The sequence below is a fragment of the Aneurinibacillus sp. Ricciae_BoGa-3 genome (assembly GCF_028421645.1).
Classification (GTDB): Bacteria; Bacillota; Bacilli; order Aneurinibacillales; family Aneurinibacillaceae; genus Aneurinibacillus_B.
Genome location: NZ_CP116887.1, coordinates 864987 through 887766, shown reverse-complemented (window position 1 = coordinate 887766; position 22780 = coordinate 864987). Strand labels below are relative to the sequence as shown.

The window sequence follows — 22780 nt, the reverse complement described above, 5'->3', positions numbered from 1 at the left end:
ATATACCGAAGTGCGTCATTTGCGACATACCGAAGTGTGTCATTTACGACATACGAAAAAGCCGACCTTAAAAGGTCGGCTTTTTCAGGTTTGCACCTTGAAAACTGAACTGGAAGTAACGATGCATTAGGAATTCCTTAAAAATTGGGTTAAGCCCTCGACCGATTAGTATTCGTCAGCTCCATGCGTTGCCGCACTTCTACCCCGAACCTATCTACCTCATCATCTATAAGGGGTCTTACCAGCTTATGCTGTGGGAAATCTCATCTTGAGGGGGGCTTCACGCTTAGATGCTTTCAGCGCTTATCCCGGCCGCACATAGCTACCCAGCGATGCTCCTGGCGGAACAACTGGTGCACCAGCGGTGCGTCCATCCCGGTCCTCTCGTACTAAGGACAGCTCCTCTCAAATTTCCTGCGCCCACGACAGATAGGGACCGAACTGTCTCACGACGTTCTGAACCCAGCTCGCGTACCGCTTTAATGGGCGAACAGCCCAACCCTTGGGACCTACTTCAGCCCCAGGATGCGATGAGCCGACATCGAGGTGCCAAACCTCCCCGTCGATGTGGACTCTTGGGGGAGATAAGCCTGTTATCCCCAGGGTAGCTTTTATCCGTTGAGCGATGGCCCTTCCATGCGGAACCACCGGATCACTAAGCCCGACTTTCGTCCCTGCTCGACTTGTAAGTCTCGCAGTCAAGCTCCCTTGTGCCTTTACACTCTGCGAATGATTTCCAACCATTCTGAGGGAACCTTTGGGCGCCTCCGTTACACTTTAGGAGGCGACCGCCCCAGTCAAACTGCCCACCTGACACGGTCCTCCATCCCGATAAGGGATGCGAGTGAGAAGGCCGGCATAATCAGGGTGGTATCCCAAGGATGCCTCCACCGAACCTGGCGGTCCGGGTTCAAAGGCTCCCACCTATCCTGTACAAATCATACCAGCATTCAATATCAAGCTGCAGTAAAGCTCCATGGGGTCTTTCCGTCTTGTCGCGGGTAACCTGCATCTTCACAGGTAGTATGATTTCACCGAGTCTCTTGCCGAGACAGTGCCCAAGTCGTTACGCCTTTCGTGCGGGTCGGAACTTACCCGACAAGGAATTTCGCTACCTTAGGACCGTTATAGTTACGGCCGCCGTTTACTGGGGCTTCGGTTCACAGCTTCGCGCTTGCGCGCTAACCGCTCCCCTTAACCTTCCAGCACCGGGCAGGCGTCAGCCCCTATACTTCGCCTTGCGGCTTCGCAGAGACCTGTGTTTTTGCTAAACAGTCGCTTGGGCCTTTTCACTGCGGCCCCCTCACGCTTATCACGCTAGCGGGGCACCCCTTCTCCCGAAGTTACGGGGTCATTTTGCCGAGTTCCTTAGCAAGAGTTTTCTCGCGCGCCTTAGGATTCTCTCCTCGCCTACCTGTGTCGGTTTGCGGTACGGGTACCTTACTTCTCGCTAGAAGCTTTTCTTGGCAGTGTGAGATCAGGAACTTCGGTACTATAATTTCCCTCGCCATCACAACCCGGCGTTACAGTGTACGGATTTGCCTATACACACGCCTCATTGCTTGGACAGACATAACCAGCAGTCTGCTTGCCTTACCCTCCTGCGTCCCTCCGTCACTATACCCATGAAAGTGATGAAAAGGCTTTGAAGCAGATTCATTTACTTTCATGGGGCCCCTCATTATATAAAGGGCTGGGCGAAGTAGAGGTAGTACAGGAATTTCCACCTGTTGTCCATCGCCTACGCCTTTCGGCCTCGGCTTAGGTCCCGACTAACCCTGAGAGGACGAGCCTTCCTCAGGAACCCTTAGGCTTTCGGCGGAAGGGATTCTCACCCTTCTTTTCGCTACTTACACCGGCATTCTCACTTCCTGCCGCTCCACCCGTCCTTCCGGTCGAGCTTCACCGCTGCAGGAACGCTCCCCTACCCCTGACACCTACGGTGTCAAGCCACAGCTTCGGTACTTCACTTAGCCCCGTTACATTTTCCGCGCAGAGTCACTCGACCAGTGAGCTATTACGCACTCTTTAAATGGTGGCTGCTTCTAAGCCAACATCCTGGTTGTCTGGGCAACTCCACATCGTTTCCCACTTAGTGAAGATTTAGGGACCTTAGCTGGTGGTCTGGGCTGTTTCCCTTTTGACTACGGATCTTAGCACTCGCAGTCTGACTCCCGGATATCTGTAGCCGGCATTCGGAGTTTGACTGAATTTGGTACCCCGCGAGGGGCCCGCATCCAATCAGTGCTCTACCTCCGGTACAGTAAATCCGAGGCTAGCCCTAAAGCTATTTCGGGGAGAACCAGCTATCTCCGAGTTCGATTGGAATTTCTCCGCTACCCACACCTCATCCCCGCACTTTTCAACGTGCGTGGGTTCGGGCCTCCAGTGCGTGTTACCGCACCTTCACCCTGGACATGGGTAGATCACACGGTTTCGGGTCTACGGCTGCGTACTGAATCGCCCTGTTCAGACTCGCTTTCGCTGCGGCTCCGGCTTCTCACCTTAACCTCGCACGCAACCGTAACTCGCCGGTTCATTCTACAAAAGGCACGCCGTCACACAGTTAATGTGCTCCGACTAGTTGTAGGCACACGGTTTCAGGTTCTCTTTCACTCCCCTCCCGGGGTGCTTTTCACCTTTCCCTCACGGTACTGGTTCACTATCGGTCGCCAGGTAGTATTTAGCCTTGGGAGATGGTCCTCCCAGCTTCCCACGAGGTTTCACGTGTCTCGCGGTACTCAGGGTACGTCTCGGAGAGACGGCCATTTCGATTACAGGGTTGTTACCTTCTGTGACGGGCCTTTCCAGGTCGCTTCATCTATGACCGTCTTTTGTAACTCCATGTGAGACGCCCTACAACCCCGGAAGGCGAACCTTCCGGTTTGGGCTTCTCCGCGTTCGCTCGCCGCTACTTACGGAATCACTATTGTTTTCTGTTCCTCAGGGTACTTAGATGTTTCAGTTCCCCTGGTCTGCCTCTACCTGCCCTATGGATTCAGGCAGGAGTACGATCCCATTACGAATCGTGGGTTTCCCCATTCGGACATCTCCGGATTAACGCTTGCTTACAGCTCCCCGGAGCATTTCGCAGTTCGCCACGTCCTTCTTCGGCTCCTGGCGCCTAGGCATCCACCGTGTGCCCTTCATAGCTTAACCTCTATCGCCTTGCCTTAAGCTTCGAATCTCTTCGTCTGCTTGTCACTGCGCTGCTCACGTATTAAAATACGCTCCGCTGCTCGTTCCCACGCATCCTCGATCTTCTCGCTTCTGACAACGCTCTAATATGGTATCACCTAAAAGGTTATTACAATTGGATTTTCCTATTGCGCATTGTTTCTTCCATGATTCAGTTTTCAAAGTGCAAAATCAACAGCAACCGTTAGGTTGCCGGCCTGGCAATGTCCTACTCTCCCAGGGCGTTGCCGCCCAAGTACCATCGGCGCTGAAGGACTTAACTTCTGTGTTCGGGATGGGAACAGGTGTGACCCCTTCGCCATAACTGCCAGACACTCAGGATGAGTGTCGTTCTACGTTGCTCACAGGACGTGAGCGGTTTTAGTAGAACATCCACTTCCTACCAGGTCGTTCTGCGTTAGCCACAGGACGTGGCTGCATTTAGCAGAACTTCCACCCTAAAACCTCGCGGTTTATTTAGTTTTCCCAGTGTTCCTGGAAAACTGAACAGTGAAAGTGCCAGTGTGCCGATTCTCCATAGAAAGGAGGTGATCCATCCGCACCTTCCGGTACGGATACCTTGTTACGACTTCACCCCAATCATCTGCCCCACCTTCGGCGGCTGGCTCCTTACGGTTACCTCACCGACTTCGGGTGTTGCAAACTCTCGTGGTGTGACGGGCGGTGTGTACAAGACCCGGGAACGTATTCACCGCGGCATGCTGATCCGCGATTACTAGCGATTCCGGCTTCATGCAGGCGAGTTGCAGCCTGCAATCCGAACTGAGAATGGTTTTTAGGGATTGGCATACTCTCGCGAGTTAGCAGCCCGTTGTACCATCCATTGTAGCACGTGTGTAGCCCAGGACATAAGGGGCATGATGATTTGACGTCATCCCCACCTTCCTCCGTCTTGTCGACGGCAGTCTCCCTAGAGTGCCCAACTTAATGCTGGCAACTAAGGACAAGGGTTGCGCTCGTTGCGGGACTTAACCCAACATCTCACGACACGAGCTGACGACAACCATGCACCACCTGTCACCGCTGTCCCGAAGGAAGCCTCTGTCTCCAGAGGGGTCAGCGGGATGTCAAGCCCTGGTAAGGTTCTTCGCGTTGCTTCGAATTAAACCACATGCTCCACCGCTTGTGCGGGTCCCCGTCAATTCCTTTGAGTTTCAGCCTTGCGGCCGTACTCCCCAGGCGGAGTGCTTATTGCGTTAGCTGCGGCACTGAGGATTGGAGTCCCCAACACCTAGCACTCATCGTTTACGGCGTGGACTACCAGGGTATCTAATCCTGTTTGCTCCCCACGCTTTCGCGCCTCAGCGTCAGTTACAGACCAGAGAGTCGCCTTCGCCACTGGTGTTCCTCCACATCTCTACGCATTTCACCGCTACACGTGGAATTCCACTCTCCTCTTCTGCACTCAAGCCTCCCAGTTTCAGGTGGCCCTCCACGGTTGAGCCGTGGGCTTTCACACCTGACTTAAGAAACCGCCTGCGCGCGCTTTACGCCCAATAATTCCGGACAACGCTTGCCCCCTACGTATTACCGCGGCTGCTGGCACGTAGTTAGCCGGGGCTTTCTCGTCAGGTACCGTCAGACCGGGAGGTCGTCCCGGCGGTTCTTCCCTGACAACAGAGCTTTACGATCCGAAAACCTTCATCGCTCACGCGGCGTTGCTCCGTCAGACTTTCGTCCATTGCGGAAGATTCCCTACTGCTGCCTCCCGTAGGAGTCTGGGCCGTGTCTCAGTCCCAGTGTGGCCGATCACCCTCTCAGGTCGGCTACGCATCGTCGCCTTGGTAGGCCACTACCCCACCAACTAGCTAATGCGCCGCGGGCCCATCTGTAAGTGTCCGAAAACTTTCCATCCAGAACCATGCGGTTCCAAATCCTATCCGGTATTAGCTTCGGTTTCCCGAAGTTATCCCAGGCTTACAGGCAGGTTGCCCACGTGTTACTCACCCGTCCGCCGCTAGCTTTGAAAAGCAAGCTTTCCAAAGTCCGCTCGACTTGCATGTATTAGGCACGCCGCCAGCGTTCGTCCTGAGCCAGGATCAAACTCTCCAAAAAGGTTCGATGCTGTTCGCTCATACGAGCTGGTCTTACTTAATAAATCCAGAATAAAATTCTGGGTCAATCGCACATTTGGCATTTCACTGTTCAGTTTTCAAGGAACTCTATCAGTCAGCCTCTCAATCAGCGACGACTTAACTATCTTATAACATTTAAGTGCATCAATCAACCACTTATTTTTCCCAATTCATTACGACATCATTCAAATCGACGCCTTTTTACTGGCGGAAAATTATCTTATCATAATAAAAGCGAAGCGTCAATGCAAACGTTAAGATATTATATTACCAGCTCGTGCAGCGTTTGAGTGCTGTAAGCAGATTGCGTTAACCGTTGGGATATCTGCAGGTGCCCATTTGAGCTTTTGTAACTGGTGACACTCCAGCCATTGAAACTTTTCGTGTTCTGTTGGATGTACAACAGCTTTACTGTCTGCCAATTCCGCGTAAAACGTGAGCAACCGAACCGTTATACCGGGGTACTGATACGTAAAATCGGCGATTTGTTGCCCTGTCTTAATTTCCACCCCCAGCTCCTCTGCGATCTCTCTTTTTAATGCCATCTCCGGTGTCTCCCCCGGTTCAATCTTACCTCCAGGGAATTCCCAAAGACCAGGCTGGGACATTTGCTGCGAACGGAGTGCACACAAAATCTGCTTGCTATCATTTACAATTACCGCGCCCACCACATTGACTTTGTTCATTAGATTTCCTCCCCTGCCACTGCCCAAATGACCGTGTTACTATAATATTGTGTTTTCTTCTCTAAAAAACTCGCTATAATTTTTTTCGATCCTGCGAAAAAAATAATCCGGAGTTGAATATTTCGCCGAATAAAAGGCTAAGGCGGGTGCATTTCTGTTCGCCATCATATTAGTGTAAAATATACACAAAGAACAGTTCATGATAAGGAGAAAGAAATGCTCCAAAATATAGTTTCTAAAGAAACAATCCGCTTTATCGCGGAAGAGTTTTCTGGAATTATGCATCAGAAAACCCTCAGGCGCGGGTTGGAATATCGGAACAAAGGACTCGTACACAGCGTTACATATGATAAGGCCGTTATTCATGCTTCTGTGAACAACAGCAAAACCTGCGAGGTTGAACTGGATACGGACTTTCTATTGAATAGCGCTTGCACGTGCGGGAACGGCGAATTATGCGAGCACATAGCAGCTGTCTTTTTTTATGTATACGGCCTGTTTTATGACCCTGACATATATATAGAAAGTGTTGCCCAACCTAAACAAGCAGCAACGCTACAAAACCGTCTGTCTCCAGGAACTTCCAAGATATCCTCGGTTCGGGAGACGGATCCGGCTGAGGAGTGGCTTAGCTGGATAGCACAACACTATGCCAAAAATATGGGTACGAATCCGCACCGGGTTTTTTCCCTTATAAAAAATCAACTGACTACCCTGTTGAAGAGCGTCTTTACATGGCAGGAGGAACCAAGGCAGCTATATACACTGTATGCGGTTCTTTTTCTGCTTCATAAAGCAGATCAGGAAAAACAAAAACCGACTTATTCGGATTACTATTATCGTTATCAGTATGTGGATACAGTTGAAGAACTATTAAAAAGACTCTCCTACATCTTGCAGCAGGTGAATTTAGACAATATGCGGAGAAAACACTCGGCACAGATAAAGCCCTTTATTGATCTGCTTGCCAAGGTATGTTTTCCGGAGAAAGAGTCCATGATCGACTGGATCAGTATTTATCGCGGTTTCTGGAATACACTGCTTCGGCGCAGTGATTGGTTTACAAGCGAACAACAGCGGCTCACGAAGGAACTGCAAACCCCCGGCTACAGCCGGAATCAGACCGATCTCCTTCTGCTTGCCCGCGCTCACTTTGATATCCACGCAGGACACGATGAGGAAGCTCTGGAAATGTGGCGGAGGAGTCCTTTTCCTGAGGCCAAACAGTTAATCGAATATCTTCACAGCTTTTACGCTACCGGCCAATGGGAAAGGCTGCACACCTGGCTTCAAGCTGTGGCTCCATACCTGGCTACAGCAGGCTATGACGAATTTCAATTTATCAACATGTGCTGGGTAAAGGTAGTACAAGAACTGGATGTTGAGGATGAATGGATCCATATTTTGCGATCATTTCTGCCGAAAAGAAGCAGGCATTACACGCATTACCTTCTTGAAATAGGACGATTTGAAGAATGGATCGACTACCATCTCTCCATGAAAATCCCGCCGTATGAGATAGATAAGGAGGATTTGCGCAGAGTTGAAAAAGAGGATCCAGCCCTTCTGCTGCCACTCTACCACCAATCGGCGGAACGGCTGATCCAGGAAAAAAATCGCGCAGCCTACAAACAAGCCGTTAAACTGTTTAAAAAGCTACGGATGTATTATAAGCGTCTTAAAAAACCGAAGCTGTGGGATACTTTTATTTGCCGCTTGAAGGAGCGTCATGTCAGGCTGCGTGCTCTGCAGGATGAACTAAAGAAGGGAGGAATCATCGAATGATGGACGTGCACACTCTTTCTGCTGAATGGCTGGACGAGGGTGGTTTTTTTGTCTGGGGTTTCGATCAAACAGGGTATCCTGTGGATTCTTTTACCTTGAAGTCCGATCTATTTAGCTGGGATGCTGATTCCTACTTCGGCACCCTTATTGAAACCATTCAGCTTCATAGAAAAGAAGGCCTGTTTCTTGCTCCCGATACAGCCCTGCGCATATTCGCTGATCCCAGGCCGCTTCAGCATAGAACGATTAAATGGAGTGAACAAACCGATCTCCTTCTTAATACGGCTGGACAGCTAAAGAATCGCCTTTCAGAAGGGCTGTTTCAACCCGACTTCACAAAATGGCAGTCCGGCCACTATGGTTGGAAGCTGCTTAGCCCCATCAGCGATCCGCCTGTTTATTTAGACAGATGGCTGGATGGAATCCTGTCTGCACTTACGGAAAAAAATGAAGCTCTGCAGGCGGTATGGGCCCAGGTAACACAGGCATACCCCCTGATCCATTCCGAGGGAGGCATGTACACAGATTGGACCGAAGAAGAATGGCTGATAGCGATTGGCTGGAAGCACGACGATGTGCCATTTTCCACCTGTCTGCGCATTGACGAAACGGCCGACGGCGAAAGCTGGATGGTATCGCTTATGCTGCAAGACCGTGAAAATAAGGAAAACCTTTTTGCCTGGCCGGAAGACGACATCTCCATTGCACCCCCCTGCCCGGAAAGCTGGTTATTGTACCAGGACCGGATGGATGCAGCGATTCAAAAAATCATGAAAATTCTCCCTCTGGCAGGGCAAATGCTAGATGAAACGGCGCACTATGCGCTAACCAACGAGGAAGCCTGGTGGTTCTTAACCGAAGGCAGTACACGGCTCGTTGAAGCTGGATTCCCCGTCTTCCTGCCATCCTGGTGGGAACAAATTAAGCAGAGGAAGCCACGCCTGAAAGCAAATATCCGCTCCTCTGTCGGCTCAGGCAGACAATCGCTGTTCGGGATACAGCAGCTTATGGAATTTGACTGGCAGCTGGCTGTTGGCGATGTGACGTTATCGGAAGACGAAGTCAGTCAGATTATCGATCAACAAAAACATCTCATCCGCATCCACGGGGAGTGGATTCAGCTTGATGCAGCGATGCTGGCGCAAATTCAGGCGATTATGAAGCGCGTTCGGAAGAATAAGGGGCTCACACTCAGTGATGTGCTGAGAAACCGGCTAGTTGAGCCAGAGGAAGATGTCGAAAATGAACTGCGTTTGGAAATCGAGCTAAACAAACCGCTCCGTAAAATGCTCATGCAGCTCCAGCAGACATCTGAGATTCCGCTCATCAGTGCACCTGACACCCTTGAAGGGCAACTTCGTCCGTACCAGGCGGCAGGCGTATCGTGGCTCCTTTTTCTGCGGCGCTTTGGGCTGGGGGCCTGCCTGGCGGATGATATGGGTCTTGGAAAAACCATCCAATTCATCTCGTATTTGCTCCATAGCAAGGAGGCCAAGGATGGCAAGAGCCCCTCCTTACTCGTGTGCCCTACTTCTGTTTTAGGCAACTGGCAGAAGGAATTGGAGCGGTTTGCGCCCTCTTTGCAAGTGTATGTGCATTACGGCCCATCGCGCAAAAGAGGAGATGCCTTTGTGGAAGCCATTAAAGAGGCCGATATCGTGCTCACTTCATATACGCTTTCGCATTTAGATGAAGAAGAGATGCAGTCCATTATGTGGGACGCGATCTGCCTGGATGAAGCCCAAAACATAAAAAATGCCTACACGAAGCAGTCGACCGCGATCCGCATGCTTCGAGGTCAGCACCGCATCGCCTTAACAGGTACACCGGTTGAGAATAGGCTCACCGAGCTGTGGTCTATTTTTGATTTTATAAATCCCGGCTATCTGGGCAGTCTGCATGAGTTTACGCACAGTTACGTGTCACCCATTGAGCGGACACAGGAGCCCGGGCTAATCGAACAAGTTCAAAGACTCATTCGCCCTTTTCTGTTGAGGCGCGTGAAGAATGATCCAAAAATCCAATTGGAGCTTCCTAATAAATATGAGACAAAAGAGTTTGTTTCGCTGACCGTTGAACAGGCATCTTTATACGAAAATATGATTCAGAATATGTTTGAGCGGATCGATCATAGTTCACCGATGGAGCGTAGAGGCCTCATTCTGACAGCCTTAACCCGTTTAAAACAGGTGTGCAACCACCCCGCTCTTGCTCTAAAAGAAGACTGGGAATCAAATTGGAAGCATCGATCGCATAAAATCGAACGGCTGCTTGATATGGTGAGTGAAGTACGCCAGGAAGGCAATCGCTGTTTGATTTTCACCCAATTCGTACAAACAGGGCGGATGCTTAAGAGCGTGCTTGAAGATGAACTAAAGCAGCCTGTTTACTTTCTGCACGGCGGGGTACCCAAAAATCAGCGGGATGAAATGATTTCCCGCTTTCAAAGTAAAGAGGAATCGAACGAGGAGCCATGCGGGATTTTCATCCTTTCTTTAAAAGCGGGTGGAACGGGGCTGAATCTAACCGCAGCCAATCATGTGTTTCATTTCGACCGCTGGTGGAATCCAGCGGTAGAGAATCAGGCAACGGATCGATCACACCGTATCGGCCAGACACAGCCTGTCCAGGTCCATAAATTCGTGACGCTTGGTACGCTGGAAGAACGGATTGATGAGATGATCGAGCGCAAACGAAGCTTAAGCGAACAAATTATCGGTACAGGCGAGAGCTGGATAACCGAAATGTCTACGGAAGATTTACGGGAGCTGTTCGCTCTGCGCAGAGAATGGGTTGAAACGTAAAGGAGGATGCCATGAAAAGAACAGGCAGGAAGCCAGCAAGTAAAAAGATTGAGGAATCCAAACAGCAAAAAGAAGAAAACTTTGCCGTTATGTACCCCCATCTGAGGAAAGCATCAAAAGAATGGCGTGCGCTCTACCAGGAGATTTCTCGCAAGCTGCAGAGTTAATGTACTTTCCAGCGTTTCTACAGAGGAAGGCGGATAGTTAACAACTATCCGCCTGTATGCTGGTATTAATTAGCCTTGATTATTCATTTAGCTTTTAGATTGAGCTTCATTCACAGCTGTATTCGTTGCAGCTGTGTTAGCCCCTAACGCGTTTGCTGCAGTGTTACCTGCAGTTGTATTCTGTGCACCCGCTTGAAGTTCAGAAGCTAATTCCTGAACGTGCTGCTGCTCCTGGCTGTTCGTTGCATGCGCCTGAGCTGCATTTATACCATGTTGGATGCTGTTATTTTTGTTTGCTGCCATGATTGGATCACCTCCTCGCCTATTAAGGAGTATCCCACACACAGCAAAAAATATCCGTGGGATGCGAGATTGTTTTACATTATTTTACAGGTACTATCCTTTAATGGGCCCTGCCTTCATAACAAGTCCATCCAGTTTGTGCTGCAGCTGGTGTTCAACCCATTTAGCCGTTTCAATTAATCCCTCCAGGTTTATTCCTGTTTCTATCCCCATAGCTTCACACATATTAACCAGATCCTCCGTACAAACGTTTCCCACTGCCTGAGGTGCATAAGGGCATCCGCCCAATCCTCCGATTGAACTGTCAAACCTGCTCACTCCCGCCTGTATTCCAGCCAGCACGTTAGCAAGTCCTAACCCGCGAGTGTTATGGAAGTGAAGGGACAAACAAACCCCTGGAAAGCGATTCGTGATTTCCCTGACGATTTGGCTAACTTGCCTGGGATTAGCAAGGCCTGTTGTGTCGGCTAAAGCAATACCACAGTCACCCAGATTCAGATAAAACTCGATCATTTCTAAAACCCGTTTTAAAGCAATCTTGCCTTCATAAGGACAACCAAAAGCGGTTGCTACAGTTGCCCTAACCTTTTTTCCCGACTCCAGTGCCTCTTTAATTGGAGAAGACAGCCTGGTAAGCGTATCCCAGGTTGTTCGTCCAACATTCTTCTCATTAAATGCATCCGAAGCTGCGACAGCAACATGGATCTCCGTGAGTTTTTCTAAGAAAAGTGCTCTGTTCATACCGCTTGCACTGAGTACTAATCCAGCGTATCGAACACCAGGCACAGTGGGCAATAGCTCCATAATCTGTTCAGCACCGGCCATTTGAGGCATCATATCATCCCGAACAAAGGAAACGCATTCAATTTTCTTAATACCGAGACTTGATAACCTGCAAATTATCTCGACTCGTTTCTCTATCGATAGGATCGTTGCTTCTGTTTGCAGACCGTCTCTCGGCCCCACCTCACAAATTTCGATCATGACCATCACCTGCTTTCTGAAAATTACGATTGCATACAATCATAGGCTGAAACATAAAGTTAATTAAGAAAATAGCAAACATTCAAAGACTATTTGTATACAATATTGCTCGGAGGTGTTTATTATGTCTAATCTTCCATTGTCGGACATACGTGTTCTAGAACTTGGTTCTTACATTGCTGGCCCGTTTACCGGCCGCTTGCTGGCGGATTTTGGTGCGGAAGTTATTAAGGTCGAACCTCCTGACCGCCCTGATCCGCTGAGAAAATGGGGAGATACAATAGATGGCCACGGACTTTTCTGGGCGATTCAGTCCCGAAACAAGAAGTGCATCAGCTTAAATCTTAGAAAACCGGAAGGGCAGGAAATAGTAAAGAAAATCCTCCCCCATATCGATGTTGTTATTGAGAATTTCCGCCCCGGGACGTTGGAGAAATGGAATCTGGGATATGAGATTATGTCTGAAATAAATCCCCGGCTGATTTTAGTCCGCACTTCTGGATTTGGTCAGTCAGGGCCTTACAAAGATAGGGCTGGTTTTGGTTCTGTAGGTGAGGCAATGGGAGGGCTTCGCTACGTTACAGGGGAACCTGATCGGCCTCCGGTAAGAACAGGCATTAGCATGGGCGATTCACTTGCTGCATTGTACGCGGCAATCGGGTGTTTAACCGCCCTGCATGAGCGAGAACGATCAGGAATTGGGCAAGTTGTGGATACTGCTTTATATGAAGCTGTATTTGGCGTGATGGAATCCATTCTTCCGGAATACGTTGTGCTCGGCAAAATCCGGGAACGTTCAGGCAATATTCTGCCCGGTGTCGCGCCTTCAAATATTTACAAAACAAAGGACCAATCCTGGATTGCGATTGGAGGCAACGCAGACACCGTATTTAAACGCTTATGCTGTGCCATGGGCCAGCCTGAGCTGGCTGAGGATTCGAAATATGCAACCCACTCCGCTAGAGGAAACAATCAGAAAGAACTGGATGAACGCATCGAATGCTGGACGAGGACAAAAACATGTAATGAGCTACTCGAAATACTCGTCCACCACAGCGTTCCCTCAGGCCGAATATTTACCGCACAGGACATGGTTAACGATCCGCATTTCCTGGCTAGAGAAATGATCATCAATTATGAACACCCTGCCCTCGGTTCATTTCCTATGCCGGGAATCGTACCCAAACTCAGCCGAACACCCGGTCAAATTCAACATTCTGGCCCCTCCTCCATTGGACAGCATAATCAGGAGATTTTTGCGCAATTGCTTGGTCTTGACGAATCAAAGTTAACTAAACTCGCATCAAAAGAGGTGATTTGATTCATACGTGTCATAATTTTTCCTGCTTTATCATTTACTGAAAGTAATTTGAAAGGGGAGAATGGAGAATGGGAAAACAAGTGCATGCAGGGCCCCGTCTTGACCGGTTACCAATGACAAAGCGCCATTATTCAATTCTCATGCTGTTGGCTGGCGGCGGATTCTTTGATGGCTTTGATATTTATTTAGCCGGATCGGTTCTTGCGTCCATGGTAGCAATGAAATTTTCTACAGTAGCAGGGAATGCTTCTTTCATTTCCAGTACATTCTTCGGGCTTCTGTTCGGGACTCTCATCGCTGCGGCGCTTGGGGATCGGCTAGGCAGAAAGTTCACGCTTAAATATTCTCTTCTCGTATATGGAATTTTTACGATACTTTGTGCGATTGCTCCTTCTTTTGGATGGCTTATTGCTTTTCGTGCAATTGCAGGGCTTGGCCTTGGCTCTGTCATCGTAGTCGGTTATGGAATGTGGGTGGAGTTTACGCCAAAACATACCAGAGGATTTTGGACGGGTGCCCTTTCATTTTTAATTAATCTATCGCAACCAGCTGCAGCATTAGTTGCCCTATATTTTATCCCTGATTTCGGTTGGAGAGTTATGTTTTGGATCGCAGGCATACCGCCTATTCTCGTTTGGGCGCTTCAGGTGAGGTATCTGCCCGAATCACCACGTTGGCTTGAGGAAAAAGGAAAGTCAGAAGAAGCAGAAAAGGTACTTGTACAGTTTGAAAAACATGTAAAAGATCTCCCCCCCGCAACAGTGTACAGCCAAGCCGCCAAATCGCAGCGTAAAAAGGTCATTTCGCTATGGTCTCCAGGTATCCGAACGATTACTCTACTATCCATTATTATCTCAACATTTACCATGACTACCTGGTACACTTTCACCGCATGGATTCCCACTTTTTTCATCAAGCAGGGCTTTTCCGAAGTAAAGACCTTTACTTTTTCACTTGTGATTATGCTCGGCGCTATCCCGGGAAACGCATTAGCTGCATGGCTCATGGATAGAGTGGGCAGAAAATACACACTTGCTGTCATATCTTTGCTGCTTGGAATTATTGCCGTTATGTACGGAGGATCCAAGAGTCCGGTTGAGATTATGACACTTGGATTTATATACGTAATGGGAGGCAATATTCTAATCGCAGTCATCCTGGCAAGCTATATTCCAGAATTATTCCCAACCTCTATTCGGATGACAGGTTCATCGCTTGCCAATGCTTTTGGTCGCGCAGGTACGATTGTATCTCCCTACTTAATTGCTTATCTATTTACTCATGGCGGGCAAAACGCGGTCTTCTGGTCTTCCTGTGCCATGTATGTCATTATGGCTCTAGCCATTCTGTTTCTCGGTCGGGAAACCAAACAGATGAGCCTGGAGGAAATTGAGAAAGAAGAAATCATGGACAACAATTATGAAAGCGGAACCAAGTTTATTTAAATAAACCCATCCCCGGTTCTTAATAAGCCGGGGGTTATCATTTACACTGAATACTCCGAATTATTTAAGAAGAAAAAATATGGTATAGTATTTTTATTAAAATGATGGAGTGGACCTATGTCGGATACATACGAAACCCTGCGCACCTGGATTATACGCGGCGCCCTTGAACCTAACCAACGTCTGCTGGAAGCTCAATTAGCAGACCAATTGAAAATAAGCCGAACTCCTATTCGTGAAGCCTTACGCCGATTAGAAATTGAAGGGCTTATTCGTTTTACCCCTAATAGGGGTGCTGTTGTAAGAAGTTATTCCGTTGATGAAATTAACCATATCTTTAACCTGCGAGTGCTGCTCGAGGGGTTTGCCGCCCAGCAGGCTGCATATAACAGAAATGATCAGCATGGTTTAGAAATTATTTTTTTAATTGAACAATTCAAGGATTTGTATGAACAGGTGAAAACAGATGGCATTTTGGAAGGTCATGTTGATAAATTCGTAGAAATTAACCAAAAATTTCATCATTTAATATGGAATGCTTCTGAAAATCCACAACTGCCTTATATATTAGATCGGCTGATGGTGATCCCGTTGATCTATAAGTCTTATCATAAATATACGTATGAACAGGTCGGAAATTCTTTAACTGCCCACACAACAATCGGAAATGCCGTTATACATAAAGACCCTGTGCGCGCGGAAATCGCAATGAAAGAGCATATACTTGTAGGTAGGGACCACGCCTTTTCCTTTTTAATATAAAAGAGGGCCTGCAAACAGACCCTCTCCATTTAATTTCTCCGGGCAAAATCCACAAATCTAAACTTGTCCGGCCTGTGCCTCGACTCGGTATACTGCATGAGGCTTGCATCGTGGAGGTACACATAATTACGGACCACGACCACCATGTTGTAGATGCCCAGATCGAGATACTGCCTGTCCTCTTCCGTCGCATCTTCCACAACAAATTCCTTCTTGGCAAAACTAATCACAATGCCAACTTCATTCTCCAGGTATTCATAAATGGAGTCCTCGCACACTTCTTTCGTTAAAGTAGGTACAAATTGTTTGTTGAAGAAATCCTTATCAAGGATAATCCGTTCATCCTCAATCACCCTCACCCTGACGACTTTCCATACTTCATCATCTCTAGAAACACTCAATCTGTTCATGAGGAATTTATCGGGCTTTATCAGGGTTAGCTCAGGTACAAGCGTTTTTGATGGTTTCCCCATTTTTCGGGCGATTTCTTTAAAGCTAACCAGCCCTGAAATGGGGAAATCAAGCTTGCTGACATCGAGGACAACGGATCCCTTCCCTTTTATTTTATGAATGTAGCCGTTCTGTGCCAGGAGAAGCAAAGCCTTACGGATTGTTTCTCTGGACGCCCCATAATGTTCCCCAAGATCATTTTCCGAGGGGAGCGTGGTATTTGGCTCGATGGAGCCGTTCTGAATTTGGCGTACAATTTGGTTATAAATCGCCAAATATTTATTTTTCATCGTTTATCACCGTGATCATTGTATCATCTGGCTGATAGATAATAAACGACCGACTCGTACGGGCGAAGATCCACCCCAGTAGAAAGCATTGGGGAGTCCGCATAGTTAGATAGCAGAATCTCACATTTACGTTCGTCTTCTGCTAATTCAGCCTGCGGGTTGAATGTCGCGTCCTTGCCATAGAAGTTGTTAACGACAAGCAGCGTTTCACCGTTATAGTTCCTCGTATACGCAAAAATACGCGGATCTTCTTCAGCCAGCAGCTGATAATCGCCCCAGGTCACGATGTCCAGTTCTTTTCTCAGGCTTATCAGCTTCTTGTAGTGATAGAGGATAGAATCCGGATCGGCCAAAGCGGACTCCACATTAATTGACTCATAATTGGCTGGAATTCCTATCCATGGCGTTCCACCGGTAAACCCGGCCTGCGGGCCGTCATTCCACTGCATAGGCGTACGAGAGTTATCACGGGACCTGCGTTTGATTACCTCCATCACTTCCTCAGGAGACATTCCGTGTTCCTGTTTCAGCCGATACATATTGAGGGTTTCTACATCGCGGTACTGTTCGATCCGATCAAACTTCGGATCGGTCATCCCAATCTCTTCACCCTGGTAAATATAAGGCGTCCCCTGCATCATATGGATTACGGTTGCCAGCATCTTGGCGGACTGCACCCGGAATTCTCCATCATTCCCATACCGGGTTACGACGCGCGGCTGATCGTGGTTACACCAGAATAAAGCATTCCAACCGTTGCCCTGATGCATACCCGTCTGCCACGTTGAGAGGATTCTTTTCAAAGCAAGGAAATCAAATTCCGCCAATGCCCATTTCTCCCCATTCGGATAGTCCACCTTAAGATGGTGGAAATTAAACGTCATGGAAAGCTCCTTGCTCTCTGGATTGGTGTATTGAATACAGTTCTCAAGCGTAGTCGAGGACATCTCGCCTACTGTCATGCTCTCGTACTTGGAGAATACTTCCTCATTCATCTCCCGAATGAATTCATGCACCCGTGGCCCGTCTGTATAAAACCTTCTTCCGTCACCGGGGGGAATGGAGCCATCATCATCAGGAAAACGCTGATCCTTTGAAATCAGGTTGATAACATCAAGTCGGAAACCATCGACGCCTTTCTTAAACCAGAAGTGCATCATGTTATACAGTTCCTGGCGAAGATCTTCGTTCTCCCAATTCAAATCGGCCTGGGTCACGTCAAACAAGTGAAGATAATATTTGCCTGTTTTTTCGTCAAATTCCCAGGCGGGCCCGCCGAACTTGGACTGCCAGTTCGTCGGTTCCTGCCCGTCTTTTCCTTCTTTCCAGATGTAAAAGTCCCTGTAAGGGCTATCCTCAGATTCCCGCGCTTTGCGGAACCATTCATGCTCGGTCGATGTATGGTTGACGACGATATCCATAATGATGCGAATACCGCGCTTATGCCCTTCGGCAAGCAGCCGTTCAAAGTCTTCCATGCTGCCGTATTTTTCGTAAATTGTGTAGTAGTCGCTAATATCATACCCGTTGTCTTTCTGCGGAGATCGATAGATAGGTGTAATCCAGATAACATCGACCCCAAGTTCTTTTAAATAATCAAGCTTCTCTATAATTCCCTGCAGGTCACCAACACCGTCTCCGGTAGTATCTTTAAAGCTTTTCGGATAAATCTGATAGACAACAGACTTCTTCCACCAAGGTTGTTCCATTGTTAGCCTCACCATTCTGTTCTAGTTGTTTAGTGCTTCATATTATTTACTTTCTTCGAACTTTTGCATAAACGAAAGTCAGGATGAACGGAATCACAACGGCAATGGCCATACCGATGAAGAACGGACCCCAGCTTCGTGGGAAAATCGAGAGGAATGCCGGCAGACCGCCAATCCCTACGGATGGTGCCAATACTTTATTCATCGTAATGAACATACCGCCAATTGCTGAGCCGACAATCGCACAGATGAACGGATAGCGGAAACGTAAGTTCACACCGAACATCGCCGGCTCCGTAATACCCAGATAAGCGGATATCGCGGATGTCAATGAGAGCCCTTTTACTTTTTCATCTTTCGTAATGGTCATTACGGCGAGCGCCGCTGAACCCTGTGCAATGTTAGAAAGTGCAAGAATCGGCCATAAGAACGTTCCGCCTGTGCTTCCGATAAGCTGTAAGTCCACTGCGAGAAACGTATGGTGCATCCCTGTAATAACAAGCGGTGCGTAAATCGCCCCATAGATAAGTCCGCCTAATGCGGCGAATGAACCGAACACAGCAACAAGCGCATGCGTAATCGCCTGTCCGATTGCAAACGTAATCGGCCCGATAACAATAAAAGATAGAAAACCTGTCACAAGCAGTGCGATTGGGGCCACAACGAGCATTTTAAACGCATCCGGCACCCGTTTATTTAATGCCACTTCAATTTTAGCTAGTAAGTAAGAAGCGAATAATACCGGCAGAACCTGTCCTTGATAACCAATCTTTTGAACCTGCAATCCGAATAAATTCCAGTGCGGAATGGTACCTTTAGCCAGCGCATCCCCGTAACTCCACGCATTCAACAGCGCAGGATGCACAAGGATCAACCCAAGTACGACACCGAGCAGCTCGCTGCCGCCGAACTTTTTCACAGCTGACCAGCCAATGAGGGCCGGCAGGAAGGTAAACGCCGTGTTCGCGATGAGGTTAATAATATCGGCGACGTCCTTCCAGCTGGCATGAACATCTACAAACGCTTTGCCTGCATAGAAAATGTCCTTGCCTGTTAATACGTTGTTGATCCCCATTAGTAGACCAGCGGTTACAATCGCCGGAAGAATCGGGATAAAAATATCCGCCAGCGTTTTAATAGCACGCTGAAGCGTATTAAGCTTCTTGGCCGCTTCATCTTTCATCTCCTGTTTGGAGGCGCGGCCTACACCGGTAAGGTCAACCATGTCATTGTAGACTTTATCAACGGTTCCCTGGCCGATAACAACCTGGAACTGCCCGTTTGTTGAGAAAAAGCCTTTTACCAGATCGACATTATCGAGCGCTTCTTTATCCACTTTGCCTTCGTCTTTAAGCGCAAAGCGAAGCCGCGTTACACAATGTGTTGCAGCAGCAATGTTTTCCCTGCCGCCAATAGCCTGAACAATTTGTTCAGCTGATTGCTTCGTATTCATACTGCTTCTCCTCCTGCAGTCACACCCAAAACAAAGGACGTTTTTCTGTACTATTGTTTTAAGTGGACATTCATAATTTCTGTATCGCCTTTGGTAACCCGCATATTGGCCTGTTTATCCAGTGATTCAACGCGATCCCCATTTGTGATGATGATCGGGGTTACGGCGCTTTTGGCCTTTTCCTTGATGAAATCAAGATCGAACGTAATAAGTCGGTCTCCCTCCTTAACTTTGTCGCCCTCTTTTACGTGTCCTTCGAATCCTTCACCTTCAAGTGTTACCGTTTCCAATCCAATGTGAATAAGAATTTCCAGGCCGGTTTTTGAACGAAGGCCAATCGCATGTTTTGTATGAAAGAACTGAACGATTTCCCCGTCCACCGGAGCTACAACCGTTCCCTCTGCAGGTTCTATCGCCAAGCCGTCACCCATCATTTTTTGAGAGAATACAGGGTCTGGGACCTGATCAAGATTGACAACTTTTCCGGTAAGAGGCGCTAAAATCGTTTCTTCCGTCTGCTTATCTTTTTTGCCAAATAAATTTTTAAACATGAAATTCCTCCTCTAAACCGCTTTCATTTTTAGAACATGTATATACAAGTTATACTTATATTTTAAGATGTATATACATCTTTCGTCAATTAAAATTATGATTTGTGTATACTTTTTGCAAAAATCGCGTAAAGAATCCCCTCCACGGATTGCGCGGAGGGGACGACTGTGAGATAATTTACTTTTTTTCGTTCAGTGCCGAAAGAGCAAGGTTGCGTATAACCGCATCATCCATCGGCGGGTTGTGCAGGCCTGCGCGCACATCCCTAAACATCCGCTCCAGCGGATACGTCCGGTACAGGCTTGCACCGCCGACAACCCGCATTGCTTTGTCTACGATCGAGATGGCTGAATTCGTCGCTGTGTATTTTACAAGCCCAAGTTCATCAGCTAAGTCGCCCCGTTCGCCAGGGTTATCATCCCAGCGTGCGGCAACCGCGTACATCAGGGTGCGGGCAGTTTTTAGCTCCGCTTCCATCTGTCCGATTTTCTCCTGAATGTGTGGCAGCTCTGCAATGGGCTTCTGTAGGCTGTTCGGCCGATAGCTGCGCACAAAATTGAGCGCGAAATCGCGTGCGGCAACCGCAATTCCGAGGTAGCAGGCCGGAATATGAAGCAGCCAGCCGTTGCCCCGCGAATCGCCTTTTGATTTGCCTGGAATAAACTCTCTTATAAAAGCGTTGGCTGGAACTTCAGCGTGGTCCAGGATGATATCGTGGCTTCCCGTGGCACGCATGCCCAGTGTATTCCACGTTTCTTCAATATGCACCCGATCCGACTTGCGGATTAAAAACTCGGCAACCTTATCTTCTCCGGCAATGCTGGCTGACACAATAAATTGATCGAGGATGGGACTGAGTGAACTGTATGTTTTTCTCCCTGTTATTACCCAGCCACTATCTGTGCGCTCAGCAGTCGTCGCCGGTTTTCCGCCACGGGTAGGGCTTCCGGTCACTGGCTCGCTCGCAAAGCTGTTGATCATAGCCCCGTTCTCCACGACATCCCGGCAGAACTTTGCAAACAATTCTTCCGGCCATGGGCGCGTAATACGTAGGTTCAGCATCAAACCCATATGCCACCCTACAGCCAGGGCAGTCGACCCGTCGCCGCGCGCAATCCGCTCCTGTGCCAGCAGCATCTCGTATAAGGATATTTCTTCGCCGCCGTATTCTTTTGGCGTGGTTAACTTGAGGTAGCCTGATTGTTTTAATTCCTCGAAGTTCTCAAACGGAAAGGAGCCTTCCGCATCATGGATGGGTGCGCGTTCCTTAAACCGCTCCGCTAATCCATCGGCTAATGCAGCCAACTCAGCTTCCCGTTCATTGCGGATAAAATAATCGATTTCTTTCCTTCCCACATACAAGACCTTCTTTCACACTTAAGGTTTTTGTTATTTTGTTTCTTTGCCGATTATGTATTGGGTTATTTAATCCACGATAAATTTGTAAAAATAGCACCGCCCATTTCTTTATAACCTTGCGGAGTCAGATGGATCCCGTCATCGCTAATTAGCGCAGAGAAATCCCCGGCGTTTTTGATTGCAGTGCGAATATCTACCTTTAAAACATCCAATTCTGAAATGAGGCTGTTCAAGCTGCGGTTGTATAAACCATGCCAGTGCTCGATTCCACCGCACATGCTGATCCAGTGGCTGATCGATTTGTCATAGGCGACTGAGATCGCTTTATAGTAACGGACAGGATCAAGCGGTGGCAGCGTAAGGACGATAGGCGTAATTCCGCATTCTTTAATCCTGAATACAATATTCTTCACATTATCCAGATAACGGTCAAGCGGCACTGTTGCCTCGTGTTCCTGTTCAGGATGTTCAGCCACTTCTCCCCAATTAAAATTGCAATCATTTCCTCCGATTCCAATAATGACGTAATCAGGCTCTTCAGAGAGGACATCCTTATCCAGTCGCTTCACGAGCAAATTGGAGTTATCATTAAATACCCCTTTATTTAGCACCGTAACATCCGCTGCAGCATTCTCAGAGAAGAAATTCTGCAGAAAAGACGGATAGTTTTCCTTCACGATGCGCAGACGGCCTTTGATGTACGTGACACCCTTGGTAATACTGTCACCAAAACAAACAATTTTCATTTTGATCCCTGCTCCTGATTTAGGCGTAGTGCGGACTTCTAAAGTTGTCCGTTTATTCTTATTATACCGGAATTACCAAAACTTTTAACTTTGTTTATCAAGAGAAAGCGATAAAGTAATGAATTTTTTTGGCTGAACCTCATCTACGCTACATTCCATCCCTTGCGTCCTCATAACCACAGATTTTAACGGGCATAGTATCACTAACAAACCGATGGGGAGGGATGTTGAAGTGAATCATGATGAGGTAAGAGATTACATTACCGTTATCGATAATGAAGGAGCAGAAAAGGAGTTCGCGGTGGAAGCCATGTTTACCATGGAAGATAAATCTTATGCCCTGCTATCATCGGGTGACGAAACCATAGCGATGCGCATTACCGGCGAAGGAGAAGACCAGCAGCTTGTTGGGATTTCTGACCCTGAAGAGCTGGACGCTATTCTGTCCGCCTATCAAATTGCTGTAGAGGCCGAACCGGCAGAACTGCAATAATACCAACCAAGATACAGTCATTACAAGAACCCCCTGTGGCAATCGTTACAGGGGGTTTTCGCGTGCTTTTAAAAGTCTGACATAAAGTATTTTTTGATACCGCCGAATTGCTGGAAACAGTTTCCCTGACATTATTATGACACATTTGTTTTGTAATCTGGTACGGTATGTATGGGGCTTAATTATTGCTACATTCAA

The 22780-nt window shown here is 48.0% G+C and carries 16 protein-coding genes and 3 rRNA genes; 7 read left to right on the top strand and 12 right to left on the bottom strand.

The window, feature by feature from the left end:
• Positions 1–145: 145 nt before the first annotated feature.
• The 4 genes from PP175_RS04565 to PP175_RS04550 form a co-directional block, all read right to left on the bottom strand.
• Positions 146–3159 (bottom strand): 23S ribosomal RNA (locus PP175_RS04565).
• A gap of 234 nt (positions 3160–3393) precedes the next feature.
• Positions 3394–3510: ribosomal RNA gene (rrf, locus tag PP175_RS04560) — 5S ribosomal RNA — on the bottom strand.
• 208 nt (positions 3511–3718) lie between these two features.
• Positions 3719–5253, bottom strand: a 16S ribosomal RNA gene (locus tag PP175_RS04555).
• The 16S, 23S and 5S rRNA genes sit together here, the layout of an rRNA operon.
• Positions 5254–5527: 274 nt before the next feature.
• Entirely contained in the window at positions 5528–5959 is a 432-nt protein-coding gene (locus PP175_RS04550) for a (deoxy)nucleoside triphosphate pyrophosphohydrolase (RefSeq protein ID WP_272441654.1), read from the bottom strand.
• 216 nt (positions 5960–6175) lie between these two features.
• On the opposite strand from PP175_RS04550, the gene PP175_RS04545 reads away from it, so the two are divergent.
• From PP175_RS04545 to PP175_RS04535, 3 genes are read left to right on the top strand one after another with little or no spacing between them, the layout of a single operon-like run.
• Complete coding sequence (locus tag PP175_RS04545; RefSeq protein ID WP_272441653.1) at positions 6176–7744, top strand: SWIM zinc finger family protein; 1569 nt, start codon at positions 6176–6178, stop codon at positions 7742–7744.
• A complete protein-coding gene (locus PP175_RS04540) occupies positions 7741–10548 on the top strand; it encodes a DEAD/DEAH box helicase (protein WP_272441652.1) in 2808 nt (935 codons plus the stop codon). Before PP175_RS04545 ends, PP175_RS04540 begins: the two co-directional genes overlap by 4 nt.
• A gap of 11 nt (positions 10549–10559) precedes the next feature.
• Entirely contained in the window at positions 10560–10715 is a 156-nt protein-coding gene (locus PP175_RS04535; RefSeq protein ID WP_272441651.1) for a hypothetical protein, read from the top strand.
• Between the two features lie 87 nt (positions 10716–10802).
• Here PP175_RS04535 and PP175_RS04530 read toward each other — a convergent pair whose 3' ends face one another.
• Entirely contained in the window at positions 10803–11018 is a 216-nt protein-coding gene (locus PP175_RS04530; RefSeq protein WP_272441650.1) for a hypothetical protein, read from the bottom strand.
• A 93-nt stretch (positions 11019–11111) separates the two neighbouring features.
• A complete protein-coding gene (locus tag PP175_RS04525) occupies positions 11112–12002 on the bottom strand; it encodes a hydroxymethylglutaryl-CoA lyase (RefSeq protein ID WP_272441649.1) in 891 nt (296 codons plus the stop codon).
• A gap of 124 nt (positions 12003–12126) precedes the next feature.
• Here PP175_RS04525 and PP175_RS04520 point away from each other — a divergent pair, with 124 nt between their 5' ends.
• From PP175_RS04520 to PP175_RS04510, 3 genes are all read left to right on the top strand, one after another.
• Positions 12127–13323, top strand: coding sequence for a CaiB/BaiF CoA transferase family protein (locus PP175_RS04520; protein WP_272441648.1), 1197 nt, complete (start codon positions 12127–12129; stop codon positions 13321–13323).
• A gap of 68 nt (positions 13324–13391) precedes the next feature.
• On the top strand, positions 13392–14768 hold the full coding sequence (locus PP175_RS04515; RefSeq protein WP_272441647.1) for an MFS transporter: 1377 nt from the start codon (positions 13392–13394) through the stop codon (positions 14766–14768).
• A gap of 117 nt (positions 14769–14885) precedes the next feature.
• Positions 14886–15530: a GntR family transcriptional regulator gene (locus tag PP175_RS04510; protein ID WP_272441646.1), complete on the top strand. Its 645-nt coding sequence runs from the start codon at positions 14886–14888 to the stop codon at positions 15528–15530.
• Between the two features lie 29 nt (positions 15531–15559).
• Here the strand turns inward: PP175_RS04510 and treR are convergent, their stop codons facing one another.
• The 6 genes from treR to PP175_RS04480 all read right to left on the bottom strand — a co-directional run bounded on the left by treR (position 15560) and on the right by PP175_RS04480 (position 22089).
• Positions 15560–16270, bottom strand: a complete 711-nt coding sequence (gene treR / locus PP175_RS04505) for a trehalose operon repressor (protein WP_272441645.1) — start codon at positions 16268–16270, stop codon at positions 15560–15562.
• 23 nt (positions 16271–16293) lie between these two features.
• Positions 16294–17979, bottom strand: a complete 1686-nt coding sequence (gene treC, locus PP175_RS04500; RefSeq protein ID WP_272441644.1) for an alpha,alpha-phosphotrehalase — start codon at positions 17977–17979, stop codon at positions 16294–16296.
• 46 nt (positions 17980–18025) lie between these two features.
• On the bottom strand, positions 18026–19432 hold the full coding sequence (gene treP, locus PP175_RS04495) for a PTS system trehalose-specific EIIBC component (RefSeq protein ID WP_272441643.1): 1407 nt from the start codon (positions 19430–19432) through the stop codon (positions 18026–18028).
• A 50-nt stretch (positions 19433–19482) separates the two neighbouring features.
• Positions 19483–19983, bottom strand: a complete 501-nt coding sequence (locus tag PP175_RS04490; protein ID WP_272441642.1) for a PTS sugar transporter subunit IIA — start codon at positions 19981–19983, stop codon at positions 19483–19485.
• A 178-nt stretch (positions 19984–20161) separates the two neighbouring features.
• The gene (locus tag PP175_RS04485; RefSeq protein WP_272441641.1) at positions 20162–21340 is read right to left on the bottom strand and encodes an acyl-CoA dehydrogenase family protein; all 1179 of its coding nucleotides are present in this window, start codon (positions 21338–21340) and stop codon (positions 20162–20164) included.
• A gap of 65 nt (positions 21341–21405) precedes the next feature.
• A complete protein-coding gene (locus PP175_RS04480; protein ID WP_272441640.1) occupies positions 21406–22089 on the bottom strand; it encodes an SGNH/GDSL hydrolase family protein in 684 nt (227 codons plus the stop codon).
• Between the two features lie 232 nt (positions 22090–22321).
• On the opposite strand from PP175_RS04480, the gene PP175_RS04475 reads away from it, so the two are divergent.
• Entirely contained in the window at positions 22322–22582 is a 261-nt protein-coding gene (locus tag PP175_RS04475) for a DUF1292 domain-containing protein (protein WP_272441639.1), read from the top strand.
• Positions 22583–22780: the final 198 nt, after the last annotated feature.

Bases quoted from the DNA above. Each gene is read 5' to 3' on its own strand.
- PP175_RS04540 (WP_272441652.1), top strand. From the start codon at position 7,741: ATGATGGACGTGCACACTCTTTCTGCTGAATGGCTGGACGAGGGTGGT.
- PP175_RS04530 (WP_272441650.1), bottom strand. From the start codon at position 11,018: ATGGCAGCAAACAAAAATAACAGCATCCAACATGGTATAAATGCAGCT.
- treC (WP_272441644.1), bottom strand. From the start codon at position 17,979: ATGGAACAACCTTGGTGGAAGAAGTCTGTTGTCTATCAGATTTATCCG.
- PP175_RS04545 (WP_272441653.1), top strand. From the start codon at position 6,176: ATGCTCCAAAATATAGTTTCTAAAGAAACAATCCGCTTTATCGCGGAA.
- PP175_RS04515 (WP_272441647.1), top strand. From the start codon at position 13,392: ATGGGAAAACAAGTGCATGCAGGGCCCCGTCTTGACCGGTTACCAATG.
- PP175_RS04520 (WP_272441648.1), top strand. From the start codon at position 12,127: ATGTCTAATCTTCCATTGTCGGACATACGTGTTCTAGAACTTGGTTCT.
- PP175_RS04490 (WP_272441642.1), bottom strand. From the start codon at position 19,983: ATGTTTAAAAATTTATTTGGCAAAAAAGATAAGCAGACGGAAGAAACG.
- PP175_RS04525 (WP_272441649.1), bottom strand. From the start codon at position 12,002: ATGATCGAAATTTGTGAGGTGGGGCCGAGAGACGGTCTGCAAACAGAA.
- treR (WP_272441645.1), bottom strand. From the start codon at position 16,270: ATGAAAAATAAATATTTGGCGATTTATAACCAAATTGTACGCCAAATT.
- PP175_RS04535 (WP_272441651.1), top strand. From the start codon at position 10,560: ATGAAAAGAACAGGCAGGAAGCCAGCAAGTAAAAAGATTGAGGAATCC.
- PP175_RS04510 (WP_272441646.1), top strand. From the start codon at position 14,886: ATGTCGGATACATACGAAACCCTGCGCACCTGGATTATACGCGGCGCC.
- treP (WP_272441643.1), bottom strand. From the start codon at position 19,432: ATGAATACGAAGCAATCAGCTGAACAAATTGTTCAGGCTATTGGCGGC.
- PP175_RS04550 (WP_272441654.1), bottom strand. From the start codon at position 5,959: ATGAACAAAGTCAATGTGGTGGGCGCGGTAATTGTAAATGATAGCAAG.
- PP175_RS04480 (WP_272441640.1), bottom strand. From the start codon at position 22,089: ATGAAAATTGTTTGTTTTGGTGACAGTATTACCAAGGGTGTCACGTAC.